This window comes from Chitinophaga pinensis DSM 2588 (genome assembly GCF_000024005.1).
Classification (GTDB): Bacteria; Bacteroidota; Bacteroidia; order Chitinophagales; family Chitinophagaceae; genus Chitinophaga; species Chitinophaga pinensis.
The window spans coordinates 5600509-5614116 of sequence record NC_013132.1 but is presented as its reverse complement, the minus strand read 5'-3'; the positions used below and the strand labels follow the sequence as shown (position 1 = coordinate 5614116).

The 13608-nt window shown below is 45.6% G+C and carries 8 protein-coding genes; all 8 read left to right on the top strand.

The features are described 5' to 3' along the window. The first annotated feature begins 76 nt into the window (after positions 1-76). The 8 genes from CPIN_RS22345 (at position 77) to CPIN_RS22310 (ending at position 13491) form a co-directional block, all read left to right on the top strand. Positions 77-2689, top strand: coding sequence for a Kelch repeat-containing protein (locus tag CPIN_RS22345; RefSeq protein ID WP_044219443.1), 2613 nt, complete (start codon positions 77-79; stop codon positions 2687-2689). A gap of 1246 nt (positions 2690-3935) precedes the next feature. Next, on the top strand, positions 3936-7160 hold the full coding sequence (locus tag CPIN_RS22340) for a SusC/RagA family TonB-linked outer membrane protein (protein ID WP_012792114.1): 3225 nt from the start codon (positions 3936-3938) through the stop codon (positions 7158-7160). A gap of 11 nt (positions 7161-7171) precedes the next feature. After that, positions 7172-8995, top strand: coding sequence for a RagB/SusD family nutrient uptake outer membrane protein (locus tag CPIN_RS22335; protein WP_012792113.1), 1824 nt, complete (start codon positions 7172-7174; stop codon positions 8993-8995). A 16-nt stretch (positions 8996-9011) separates the two neighbouring features. Beyond that, positions 9012-9719 (top strand): DUF3823 domain-containing protein, encoded by a 708-nt coding sequence (locus CPIN_RS22330; protein WP_012792112.1) that lies wholly within the window; start codon positions 9012-9014, stop codon positions 9717-9719. Between the two features lie 22 nt (positions 9720-9741). After that, positions 9742-10692 carry a family 43 glycosylhydrolase gene (locus tag CPIN_RS22325; RefSeq protein WP_012792111.1) on the top strand — a complete coding sequence of 317 codons (951 nt, stop codon included), beginning with the start codon at positions 9742-9744 and terminating at the stop codon, positions 10690-10692. A gap of 303 nt (positions 10693-10995) precedes the next feature. Continuing rightward, entirely contained in the window at positions 10996-11436 is a 441-nt protein-coding gene (locus CPIN_RS22320; protein ID WP_012792110.1) for an SRPBCC domain-containing protein, read from the top strand. Positions 11437-11667: 231 nt separating this feature from the next. Beyond that, positions 11668-12258, top strand: coding sequence for an RNA polymerase sigma factor (locus CPIN_RS22315; RefSeq protein WP_012792109.1), 591 nt, complete (start codon positions 11668-11670; stop codon positions 12256-12258). Between the two features lie 48 nt (positions 12259-12306). Next, positions 12307-13491 carry a FecR family protein gene (locus CPIN_RS22310; protein WP_012792108.1) on the top strand — a complete coding sequence of 395 codons (1185 nt, stop codon included), beginning with the start codon at positions 12307-12309 and terminating at the stop codon, positions 13489-13491. Positions 13492-13608 lie beyond the last annotated feature (117 nt).

Below are 13608 nucleotides of genomic sequence, written 5' to 3'. Positions count from 1 at the left end.
GCGCCTGGGGATTGTTCAATACAACTTAATATCGTTTTTTTGTTTAAGTATGTATCGATCTTTCCTTACTATATTTTTGTTACTCATTTTTAGTACTATAGGACAGGCGCAATCTTATTTATCCTATGGGCTGGCGTTCAACGGACATGAAGCGGTTGCCGAGAAAAGGACTTCCTTTGAAATTGGTAGCGGCAGGCCCATATGTCTATCAGGCGTAGTAAGGCTGGAATTTGATCTGAACTTTGTTTCCTATAATCATATTTATTTTGGTTACATCCTGCGTATCATCAACGAGAACCAGAATATTGACCTGATCTATGATCAGCGGGCATCTCTTTTCCGCATCATCTCCGGACAAAAATTCTTCAACATCTCTTTTGCGGCAGACGCATACAGGCTGTACAATGACTGGAACAAACTGGCTATCACGCTGGACCTCAACAAACAGCTGATATCGCTTTCTCTCAATGACCGTCAGGCAGGAAGTACTGCTTTCAACTTCAAAGGCAATTGCTTTCGTTTTCTCTATGGCGCCAATGACGACGAGCGCTTTCATACCCGTGACATTCCTCCCATGCGTATCAAGGATATCCGCATCTTCAATAATGATCGCCTGCATAATCACTGGCCGCTGGAAGAAGTATCCGATACCCTTTGTTATGATATCAGTGCCCGTGAGCCCGCCAGGGTCAAAAATGGTGTATGGCTGAAGCCGGGGCATCAGTACTGGAAAATGGCCGGCGCCTTTCAGTTGAATGGTAATGCCGTAACAGGCTTTGATAGCAGAAATGAACAACTACTGATTGCCGGCATCGACTCTATCATTACCTACGATCTGCGGCAGAATCAGCATCCACGTACTGCAAAGAGCGCTAAACAGGAGAACATCCTGATCGGTTGTCAGGGTATCTATGATACGCTGACCAACCGTTTCTATAATTTCTATATCGACCACCGGAAGCTGGCCACTTATGATCCTTCTTCCTCGCAATGGAACAAGACTTTCCCCGATACCATTCTAACCGAATACTGGCACGCTAATAAGTTTGTTTCTCCGCTGGATACTTCGTTATATATCATCGGAGGATACGGTCAGCTGAAGTACAAGAACCAGGTGCAACGTTATCAGCTGCGTACCGGCAACTGGGATACCTTGTCGGTCAGCGGTCATTTCTTTCCTCCCCGTTATCTGGCAGGGCTTGGTCTCAACGCTACCGGAGATACAGCTTTCATTGTGGGTGGTTATGGTAGTATAACCGGCGATCAGATGCTGGATCCGGGAGGTTACTACGATCTCTTTTCCTTTGATATTCGTTCCGGAACATTCACTAAACGTTTCAACCTGGATTCTGTCTATGGCAGATTCACATTTGCGAACAGTCTGGTGATAGATGCCAAAAGACGCCAGTACTACGGACTTGTATTCCCCAAAGACAGTTTTAATTCCAAATTGCAACTGATCCAGGGTTCATTGGATAAACCGGTCTATAAACTGACAGGTACTCCGATCCCTTATTCTTTTTACGATGTACAGTCCTTTGCAGATCTTTACTATGCTCCTGGAGCGGGTAAATTAGTAGCCGTCACATTGTTGTATGCAGACCAGGAATTGCATCAACGCGAAACCAGTGTGAAAGTCTATACGATCGATTTCCCACCACTGGATCCGGTGATAGAAACTGCCGCTGCTGCTCCTCAAAAAGGCTTCCATAAATGGCTTTTATTCATAGGACTATTTTTGCTGACGTGCATACTTGTCTTGTGGCGGTACAGTAGAAAACGAAATAAGCAGCTTGTTACCCCAATGCAAACCAGTTCACCGGATACGGCTCCTGTTATCGCAGTGCCCGAAGAAGCACCTGAAACCGACTTCATCGAAGCACAACCTTTGGCTGTGGAGGATGATCCCAATCTACCACCAGCTTCCGTAGAAGACCCTGTTGTTGTTCCTTTGCAGCCTGTGCTACCTGCCCGTTCGTCTATTCGTCTGTTCGGTCCTTTTCAGGCATTTAGTGAAGATGGTACGGAGCTGACGGGGCTGTTCACGCCATTGATGAAAGAACTGCTCTTATTGATCCTGATTTATACTGTCAGAACGGGACAGGGGATTACTTCGGATGAACTGACAGAGATTCTCTGGAATGGTAAATCGGCTAAAGACGCTAAAAATAATCGCTCTGTTAACCTGGCGAAGCTGAAAAGCATTCTGGAGAAGATTGGTAACTGCATGATTAACAAGAAATCTGTGTATTGGCAGTTTCAGTTCAATGAAGGACAGTTTTCGCTTGATTATGAGCAGTTTGTTCATCTCACGAAGGCACATAGCTTCGTTGATCGTCCTGTAATGACTGCTTTGCTGAAAGTGATTGAATCTGGTGCATTTCTGGCGAAGACTGAATATGACTGGTTAGATGACGTTAAGGCTGAAGTGAGTAATGTGGTTATTGATATGAGTCTGGCTTATCTCAAGCAGGAGTCTGAAGATCCTGAGTTTGTGATCCGGGTGGCTAATGCGATCTTCTTTTTTGACCGGCTTAATGAAGAAGCATTGGAGTTCAAGTGTAAAAGTCTTGTTTTATTGCGGCGATATTCTCTGGCTAATAATACTTATGAGAAGTTCGTCAAGGACTATCGGGATATTTATGGCGAGGAGTTTTATAAGTCCTTCAACGATGTGATTAAAGCATAGTGGTCTCCTTTCTCTAATTTATTGATTTTTTTGAGTAATCGTCTTGGGGGCATTGCTATGGTTTCAGATAGGGCCACTGGCTGATGCTCTCTGAAGTATCTATGTATTCAGCGTTGGTGCTTGGGTAGGCATTTGGGTGGTATGAAGCGGTGTTGCAAGGCGTCGGCCTACTTCAGATAGCTAAGGCCAGCGTCTCCTACCTGAAACCGCCGCTGCCTGGAGGCTGACTATTAACTAATTCGCTGTTGGCTGCTGTCTATCTTACGTTCCTGTTTATTGGTTTTTTGTGGGTACTCGTCTTGTAAGTACTGCTATGGAGAGTACAATTAATCAAGATCGCATATTATAAATTTGCTTCTTTAACGGCTCTATTCTGTACTTGTCATTCGTTGATCTTTCATTGGAAAACGAGGCATTAACGTAGCATGACTATAGTCAAACCATTGGCATAAGCATTTGGCAAAGGGAGATGGAAGGGGAAAAATATTAGAAGTTAGATATTTGAGCTAAAGGTTTGCTTTGTTGACGAAAGCAAATACCTGTTACTTATACAAAATCAATTTGTTAGGGAACAGTCAGTAAAAAGGATGTCTTCAAGATACTTAGATTATTTGATTTAGGCAAGTATTAAAACTGGCTAAAATTGTGCAACCTACTATCTTAGGAGACAGGACCGTTCAGCGGGAGGTTTCAGGAGGAGACCAGGGGCCCTCGTTGTTTGATGCGCAGCTGACCGACCTCCCCCAACGTTTAATCATCCCCCCACCACCAAATACGCCCCAAACTGCATCATCGCGCGAACGCTTCAAAGAATACAGCCCGGGTCCCTCCTGAAACCGCACGCAGTGTCCCCAAGCCCCAATTCCTCTAGACCAGATCACTCAACTACCATCCATGTCAAAACCAATCCATCCACAAACAAATACACAATCTCAACTAACAACTCCCGCAGTATAGGAACGAATCATCACTATCCCCCTAATCCACGCATTCAAAATCGATGAAACGTATCCCACACACTTAAACCGTCATGAAATTTTCACAAATTTGAAAAATAGTCAGCCATTAACCCCCTCATTAACCCTTTTGTTAAACCTTTTTTAACCTCCCGGATAGTTTCTTACACCTTGATCGCCAATAGAAGAATCTATGTCATGAGTGAATCAGCATAAAACTCTTTAATCCAGTTATGAAACCAGAATTCTACAGACCTCCTTGTTAAAAGGACAAAAGCAAAGCCGCAAATATGAAAAGATCCACGTATGACGCACGCGTCCATGTTATGAAAAGCAAGGGCGGAAATTTCCTGTTCTTCCAGCTATTATTCATCGGCGCTATTATTTTATCCCGACCGGGACAAACCACAGCACAAAAACGAGACAACGAGGGGGCATTGACAAAAACGATCAGCGGACAGGTCATTGACTCCGCTAACGGCAATGTACTGGAGGGGGTGACTATCGGTATTGCCGGGACGCAATCGGGGACCATCTCAGGGAAAGATGGTCGCTTTTCAGTCAAAGCACCAGAAGGACAGACACTGTCATTGTACATCCGCCTGGTCGGTTACCGGGAGATCAGAGTGCCTTATACAGGCTCCGGTACACTGCTGATACGCTTACCGGCAACGACCGCAGGTCTGAACCAGGTAATTGTAACCGGGTATAGTACCCAAAAGAAAGCAACCGTGACAGGTGCAGTTTCCGTGATCAAAGCCAGTGAGCTGGTGACGACCAAGAATGAGAACGTCATCAATATGATGACAGGTAAACTACCTGGACTCAGGGTGGTGCAGAAAAGTAGTGAACCGGGGGCATACGACAACGTCTTTGACATCAGAGGGATGGGAAACCCGCTGGTCGTTATTGATGGAGTGCCCAGGAGTGGGAGTGATCTGTCAAGAATGGACCCGAATGAGATAGAGAGTATTTCTATTCTGAAGGACGCCTCGGCAGCTATTTATGGGGTACAGGCAGCCAATGGGGTGATCGTGGTGACCAGTAAGAAAGGCTCCCGTAATCCGAATGGCAAGTTTGATATCACGTATTCGGTGAACCAAAGCTGGCAGCAGTTCCTGAATGTACCACAGGGTGTGGATGCTTTGCAGTATATGATGCTGAAGAATGAAAAGCAGAAGCGGGATTTCGGGAATAATTTCTATAATCAGATGCCGCCGTCGTTCTCAGATGCAGATATGGAACTGTATAAAAACGGGACATTAAAGTCATCGGACTGGGTAGGCGCCACAATGCGGGAATTTGCACCGGAAACGCAACATACCTTGAGTGTGAACGGTGGGAATGACAGGGCGAATTACTTCTTCAACCTGGGCTATTTCAACCAGGATGGTCTGTTTCGTACCAACGATATGAATTATGACCGCTGGAACTTCCGCTCCAATATTAACGCAAAGATCAATGACCGGATGCGTGCACAGTTGCTCTTGTCTGGTTATACGGATACTAAAAATCAACCGGGCGGCAGGGGCGTATGGGAGATGTTTAAATACACCTGGAACCAGCTGCCGACGGATCAGATCTATGCAAATGGTAATCCGCTGTATCCGCACCTGGAGCCGGACAATGCCAATCCGGTGGTAATGACGAATTCAGCTATTGTAGGATCGCAGGCGTTTAAGAATAAGAACTTTCAGGGACAACTGGCACTGGAATACGATATACCAGGCATCCAGGGACTGATGGCGCGAGGTATGTACAACTACGGTTTTAATATCGTAGACAATACCATGGTCAGAAAGTCTTATAGCCTGTATGAATACGACCGGCAGAATGATAAATATATTCCTACGCTGGTGAATTCACCTTCTACGGTGAATCGTAATTATGGTAATAATACCGCCTCATTGTATCAGCTGTCGCTGAATTATAACCGCCTGTTCGCTGCGAAACACAATGTAACAGGACTGTTATTGTATGAAGAAAATCATGCTACGGCGGACAACTTCTTTGCACAGCGGGAATTTTCACTAGGCTTACCTTACCTGTTTGCAGGTGACCAGACTAACCAGCTGGGTAATATGGATGGAAACGGATTATGGGAAACGGTGAATAAGGGGCTTGTCGGTAAAATGAACTACGATTTCAAAAGCAAATACCTGTTTGACTTCAGTTTCCGATATGGCGGTTCCAGCAAGTTTAAACCGGGCGCACAATGGGGTTTCTTCCCGGCCGTATCTGTGGGTTGGAGACTGAGTGAAGAGCGATTCATACAGTCCATCCTTTCTCCGACCTTGCTGAATAACCTGAAAGTCCGCGCTTCCTATGGTAAAACAGGGGATGATAGCGCTACAGGCTTCCAGTACATTTCAGGTTATAATTATCCATCACCAGGATACTTCTTCGGCGGTAATTATGTAAACGGAATGGCCTCCAGAGGTGTTGTGAATCCTGATCTGACCTGGTATACAGCGAAAACGCTGAATCTGGGTGTGGACTTTGATCTGCTGAAAGGATTACTGGGTGGTTCGGTAGATTACTTCATCCGTAACAGATCTGGTTTATTGGCTACCAGGACGACTACACTACCTGGTACCGTAGGAACTAACCTGCCGCAGGAAAACCTGAACAGCGACAGAACAAGGGGGTATGAGATCGTGCTGACACATCGGAATACTCTGGGTGATTTCAGTTATAACATTACTGCGAATGTGGCATCTACGCGTAGAATGATGCGTACGGTGCAGCAGACGAAAGCCGGTAACTCCTATGAGAACTGGAAAAACTCACAGGCGGATCGTTATACGAATATCTGGTGGGGAAAGCAGTACGGCGGGCAATTTACATCCTACGATCAGATCTATAATCATACTGTCAATGCAGGTGGTGGGAACCAGGGAATTGTACCGGGCGACTATTACTACATCGACTGGAACAATGATGGTGTGATTGATGGAAAAGACGAATCGCCTATTGCTACAAGAGATATTCCTCTGGTGAACTTCGGTATGACCATAGGCGCTGCCTGGAAAGGATTTGACTTCAATATGCTCCTGCAAGGCGCGACTGATTTCTATGTACAGTATGCAGAACAGATGGCAGAGCCGCTGATGTATGGCCGTAGTGCACTTACACCATTCCTGGACAGATGGCATACAGCCGATCCGGGAGCAGATGTTTTTGATCCTAACACCGTATGGGTGCCGGGTAGATATCCAGCTATGGGATCAGCATCCGCAGAAGGCACAAAAGCAGTACAGGATGCCAGCTATATGAGGATTAAAAGTCTGGAGTTCGGCTATACGATTCCGAAAAAACTGCTGAGCCGTGTCGGTATAACGAATCTGCGCGCCTTTATTAACAGTTATAATCTGGCCACTATCACCGGATTGAAAAACAGCGATCCTGAACACCCGGGTACTGTTGCCACCGGGGCAGACTGGAACTATTCCCAGGGCGGTTACAAATATCCTATGAACAGAACGTTCAGCGTAGGAGCCGGCATTACTTTCTAAACTGAAACCACATGAAGAGTAAGATATATTTAAGCATCATCATAATATTCACCCTGCTGATACAACCCGCCTGTCATGACCTGAATGTAGAACCCCTGAATGTGATCCAGGATAAGGACGTTTTTGGCACAGAGGCTGGTGTGGCAGGTTACATGGCAACGATCTATAAAGCATTGCCGATTGAAGACTTCTTTTATCAGCAGGCAAATTCCGGATTTAACCGTGGATGGGAACAATTCTATCATCCTGGTGCACTCTGTGGCGAAATGGTAGGTCCATATGGTAGTACATATGATGGCGCCGGAGGATTTGGTTACTGGCCCTACGGAGATATCCGCACGGTGAATTATTTCCTGGAAAACCTGCCGGTATTTGGTGCGGGATTTTCCAAAGAACAGATAGACGCCTGGATGGGGGAAGCCTATTTCTGCCGTGCTTATTTCTACTTCGCACTGGTGAAACGCTACGGGGGTATTCCTATCATTAAACAGGTACAGCATTATCCGGAGCAAAGTCTGGAAGAATTGCAGGTACACCGCGATAAGGAAGTAGACGTCTGGAATTTTGTGGCAGCTGATCTGGACAGCGCTTATAAGAAGATGCCGGAGACCAGTCCCAGAGGACGGGCCAACCGTTATGTAGCAGCGGCATTGAAATCAAGAGCCATGTTATATGCTGGTACAATTGCGAAATATGGTTCGGCGAACTTTGTTGAGGGAGAAGCCAGAACACTGGGTTATGTAGGTATTCCGGCGTCTGCGGCACAGGGTTTCTTTCAGCGTGCATGGGATGCTGCGAAGCTGTTGGAAGGACACTATAGCCTGTATCGTAAAAAGTCAGATAAAGAACAAAACTACGTAGATCTTTTCCTGGATAAGGAAAGCACAGAAAATATACTCGTACGCGACTATTCCCTCACCAGCAACACCGCACATAGCTGGGACGCTACAATGACCTGCCGCTTTATGACCGCTGATGGTTTGTCCCGTGCTTATCCAACACTGGAACTGATCGAGCGTTTTAACGGACAATTACCGGTCGTAAATGCAGATGGTACACCCCGTCGTTTTGATAATACGGCTCAGCTGATGCAGGGCGTAGAACCAAGGTTACTGGCAACCGTTTATTTCCCCGGTGCTTCGCTGAGAGGAAAACAATTTGATATGCAGCGGGGTATCTATGAGCATTTCCAGGGTACTGCCCAGGATGAAGCAGGACAGAACCCGCCGAACCGCCAATACAGACACCTGGCAGGTAAAACGGAAACCCTCTACGATGGTATGCGCATTATTGGTTTTACCGGTATCAGTACGGATGATGATAACCTGACCCGTACCGGTTTTTATGTAAGGAAATATATCGACTATAACCGTGCACAATCTGCCTGCGGATTGTACATGAGTACACAAAGCTGGATCGATATGCGCTACGCGGAAGTACTGCTGAACAGGGCAGAGGCGGCAGTAGAATTGAATAACCTCTCTGATGCAAGAACGGTGGTGAATGACCTGAGAGACAGGGCGGGCGCTCCGCAGTTGACGGCAGATCCTGACATAGATACTGTCAGGAATGAGCGCTGTAAAGAACTGGCTTTTGAAAAACAATACTGGTGGGACCTGAGAAGATGGCGTATTGCGGACAGAATGCTGGATAATACCAAATACCACGCATTGATGCCTTATTATGTGGCAGATGAAAAGAAGTACATCTTCCTGCGTGAAATGGAGCCCTTCCAGCGTTCTTACAACTTTGAGAAAAAGTTCTATTACGAGCCGATCCCTGGCGGAGAACTGGGTAAGAACCCCAATCTGTTCCCCAACAATCCTAACCATTAATTAAAAACTGAGTACCATGCGCAAGATTATAACAGGATTATTTATCTTACTGTCCGCCACGTTCGTGTCTTCCTGCTCCAAGGAGGACAATTATGAGGGACCGGATGCCGCATTTAAAGGCCGGCTGCTGGACAACGATTCCAAGGAGAATTTTATGACAGAAACCGGTGGTGTACAGGTGAAGCTGGAAGAGCTGAGCTGGAGTGCAACACCAACACCACAATACATCCCGTCAAAAAGTGACGGTACATTTGAAGATACAAAACTGTTCAGTGGTCACTATAGGGTAACGCCCGCAAATGGCGCTTTCTGGCCGGTAGAAGGAATAGAGATCGATATTAACGGCACGACCACGCAGGATTTTACACTGACGCCGTATCTTCGTATCACACAGTTTGAACACGAACTGCAGGGTACCACGTTAATCATGCGTTGTAAATTGTCAGCGCCGAAAGAAGCGGGATTGCCCCGTTTACTCGATATCAAACCATTTGTAAACATCAGCGATTATGTAGGTAGCGGCGCTACGATCAGCCAGTATACAGATCCGAATAAAGTGGATATTAATGCCAGCTGGTCAGACGAGATTGCAGCAAAGACGTACGAAATAAAGGTGCCGAACCTGAAATCCGGCAGAACATTTTATGCCAGACTGGGTGCACGTGTAGATGATAGTTACAAACAATTTAATTATTCACAAATCATAGTAATTAAAGTTCCATAACAGTAAATCAAAAGTAACAGGTATGCAGCAATTGAAGATCAGTCAGATGAAGGGAATGATCATGCGTTCGTTCTCCATCGCATGTATGGCATTGTCGGCGCTTTCATCCAGTGCACAAAAGAACCCGTTTATTACAGATATATACACTGCAGATCCTTCGGCGCATGTATGGTCAGATGGCAGATTATACGTATACGCTTCTCATGATATAGCACCGCCCCGTGGATGCGATCTGATGGACCAGTATCATGTTTTCTCTACAGATGATATGGTAAACTGGAAAGATCATGGAGAGATCCTGCGTGCCAGCCAGGTTCCCTGGGGAAGAAAGGATGGTGGTTTTATGTGGGCGCCTGATTGTGTATTCAGAAAAGGTACCTATTATTTCTATTTCCCGCATCCAAGCGGCGATGAATGGAATAAGACCTGGAAGATAGGCGTGGCGACGAGCAACAGTCCTGCTGAAGGATTTAAGGTACAGGGTTTCCTGCCTGATCTGGAACCCATGATCGATCCATGTGTATTCATCGATGACGACGGTCTGGCCTATTTCTATTATGGCGGTGGCGGTGTCTGTAAAGGTGGTAAACTGATGGATAATATGCTGGAAATAGACGGCACTATGCAACCAATGGAAGGGCTGGTAGATTTTCATGAAGCTACCTGGGTACACAAACGCGATGGCGTGTATTACCTGTCTTATGCTGATAATAACGACAAAGACGGTAAGCACAACCAGATGCGTTATGCGACCAGTGACAGTCCGCTGGGACCATGGACTTACCGTGGCATCTATATGGATCCGACAGACAGTTATACCAATCACGGTTCTATTGTAGAATACAAAGGACAGTGGTATTCTTTCTATCATAATAGTGCATTGTCACATCATGACTGGTTAAGGTCTATTTGCGTGGACAAACTGTTTTATAACACTGATGGCACCATCCAGAAAGTAGTACAAACGAAATAAGAAATTAAGAATTAATAGTTAAGAATTAAGAATTTAACTGGAAGAGGCTGCATCAAACTTTGGTGCAGCCTCTTATTATTTGGATACTGGTACTAGTTTATAATGTAGTAGTGGTTTTCAAACAATCTCCGCTGCATTCGAATTGTTAATTCTTAATTGTTAATTCTTAATTTTTTTTGACTGTTCTGCCCCGCAAGAATGTCGTAAGCGCACCGCCTCCCGAACCTAAAAGAATTCCATCTTTGTTACAGCGAACAAAGTTTCCATTATTCATCCATTTAGAAACACATAAAAACACTTATTATGGAAAAACAGGAATTCAGGATCATGATTAATGGTCCACGCGAAAAGGTGTGGCAGATATTGTGGGATGACGCTTCTTACAGGGAATGGACATCCGTATTTGCGCCAGGATCATGGGCTAAAACTGACTGGAAAAAAGGCAGTAAGGTACTGTTCCTGGATGCTGAAAATTGTGGTATGGTATCCTCCATTGCAGAAAACATTCCTAACAAGTATATGTCCATAGAACACCTGGGTTATGTCAAGGAAGGGAAAGAGGATTTTGACAGTCCGGAGGTAAAACAATGGGCCGGTGCGCATGAAAACTATACATTAAAGAATGTAGATGGTCACACCGAACTTGTGGTTGATATGGACATTGCAGAAAGCCATAAGGAGTATTTTGTAAATACCTGGCCGAAGGCATTGGAGAAAGTCAAAGAATTGGCAGAAAAGAACTAATTATCGTATTGGAGAATATCTTTATGGGTTGCTCATTACATGAGCAACCCATAATATTTATGCATATGTATTAATATTTGCCGCCAATCGTTATAAAACCATTCCATAGCGGTAAAAGAGGCAATTTGTCGTCTTTCTGATTGGTAATTCCTGATTCCTCATTGTAAAAAACACTGCTTTTTACTTACTTTAGCGCCCTATTCTACCAAATCAGTGGAGAATGAAAGTAGCATGTCAGGAATGTTAGATAACGAAACAGCTTTACTGGAAAAGATGGCGGCAGGTGACAGAGATGCCTTTCAGGCGATCTATTATCATTATGCACCCCGTATTTATGGTAAGCTGCTGAAGTTATTACATTCTGAAGACCTCGCTACTGAACTGCTCCAGGAGGTGTTCATTGTCGTATGGCAGAAACATACCGTTATTGACCCCAATCGCTCATTCAGGTCCTATTTATTCAAAATAGCAGACAATCTGGCCATAGATCTCTTCAGAAAGGCTAACCGCAGTACCCAGCTGCTGAACCGGCTCCTGGAAGCCAGTATTGACCATTACACGCACACAGAAGAAAGACTGGAACAGAAAGAGAATGCATTTCTGCTCCAGCAGGCCGTAGACGCCTTACCCCCGCAACGTAAACTGGTATTTACCCTCTGTAAACTGGAGGGGAAGAGTCATGATGAAGTTAGTCTGTTACTGGGCATTTCTCCATCTACCGTTAATAATCATATAGTTAAGGCCACCAGATTCCTGCGGGAATACCTGGCGGACCACCCGGATATCGCCGGTATTATCCTGCTCTATTTTATTTTAAAATAATTTTCAAGGAGAGTAGTTATTTATTTCTCCTTGTTCGTATTAGCTATTATGGAAGATGTTTTTCATGAGGAAGAACTGCGAGGTCTGTTCGATAAATTTCTGCAAAAAGCCTGTACGGAAACGGAGGTCAGGAAACTGGCCACTTATGCTGCCGATCAGCAGTTTGCGCGCATATGGCAGGAAATGATAGAACAGGTGGACGTAGAAGGTACAGCGGAGGAACTGTATTCCAGACACCAGCAGCCGATAGATAAGGTGTTTAATAAGCTGTCCTTTCTTGCAGAGGAACAGCCGGAAACACAGACATCATTGCGTATCCATCCGTTGAGACGTTACTGGTGGGCAGCTGCGGCTATTGTATTACTGGCAGCGTCCGGTACCTGGGTACTGGTACAGCGTAAGCCTGCACAGCAGATCGCTGCTATATATGATAAAGCCCCCGGAACGGATAAAGCCGTCCTGACACTGGCGGACGGTAGCGTTGTGTCCCTTGACAGTATGGGGAAACAACAACTCGTACAGGGAAATAGCACCGTACAACAGCAAGGGGGAACCTTACAATATAAGGCGGATGCCCGTGCAGCAGGCACCAGCTTTAATACACTCACTACGCCGCGTGGCGGTCAGTTCAGGGTCGTATTACCGGATGGTACAGCCGTATGGCTGAATGCCGCTACATCCCTTCGTTATCCGACCGCCTTCAATGGCAATGAAAGAGTGGTGACCTTAAGGGGAGAGGCTTATTTCGAAGTCGCTAAAGATCCACAGCAACCTTTCCGTGTACAGGTCGATGATCGTGCAACGGTAGAGGTACTCGGGACCAACTTTAATATACATGCCTATTCCGATGAAAGCCCAATCAGCACGACGTTGCTGGATGGTAAAGTAGTGATGAAAACAGGGGATGATCCTGACCGGCGCGTTGTGCTGAATCCTCTTCAGCAGGCAGTGGCTGACAACGGAAAGGTAGTACTGAACAGAACAGTGAACATTGATCAGGTAATGGCCTGGAAGAACGGTATGTTCAATTTTGACGGGCTTGATCTGCGACAGGTGCTTCAGCAGATCGCCAGATGGTATGATGTAGAGATCGTATTTGAAGGAAAAATCCCTACCAGGAAATTTGGTGGGGAAATACAGCGGGATCTTTCCCTGCAACAGGTCTTACGCATCCTTGAGAAAATGGATGTGAAATGCCGCATCGGGAATGGCAACAAACTGATAGTAATGTAAAACAGTGACATAGAAACGTAAAACAGCTTATAAGCAGCATTCAGAAGGGACTTCAGCCAGGAATTGAATGGCCGCTCTACGGGGAGGTAGAACGGCCATGAGTCAGGGCCTTTAAAC

What these genes read in the sequence shown, in the direction of transcription:
- CPIN_RS22335 (WP_012792113.1), top strand. Translation starts at nt 7,172, where the DNA reads ATGAAGAGTAAGATATATTTAAGCATCATCATAATATTCACCCTGCTG.
- CPIN_RS22310 (WP_012792108.1), top strand. Translation starts at nt 12,307, where the DNA reads ATGGAAGATGTTTTTCATGAGGAAGAACTGCGAGGTCTGTTCGATAAA.
- CPIN_RS22315 (WP_012792109.1), top strand. Translation starts at nt 11,668, where the DNA reads ATGTCAGGAATGTTAGATAACGAAACAGCTTTACTGGAAAAGATGGCG.
- CPIN_RS22340 (WP_012792114.1), top strand. Translation starts at nt 3,936, where the DNA reads ATGAAAAGATCCACGTATGACGCACGCGTCCATGTTATGAAAAGCAAG.
- CPIN_RS22325 (WP_012792111.1), top strand. Translation starts at nt 9,742, where the DNA reads ATGCAGCAATTGAAGATCAGTCAGATGAAGGGAATGATCATGCGTTCG.
- CPIN_RS22320 (WP_012792110.1), top strand. Translation starts at nt 10,996, where the DNA reads ATGGAAAAACAGGAATTCAGGATCATGATTAATGGTCCACGCGAAAAG.
- CPIN_RS22330 (WP_012792112.1), top strand. Translation starts at nt 9,012, where the DNA reads ATGCGCAAGATTATAACAGGATTATTTATCTTACTGTCCGCCACGTTC.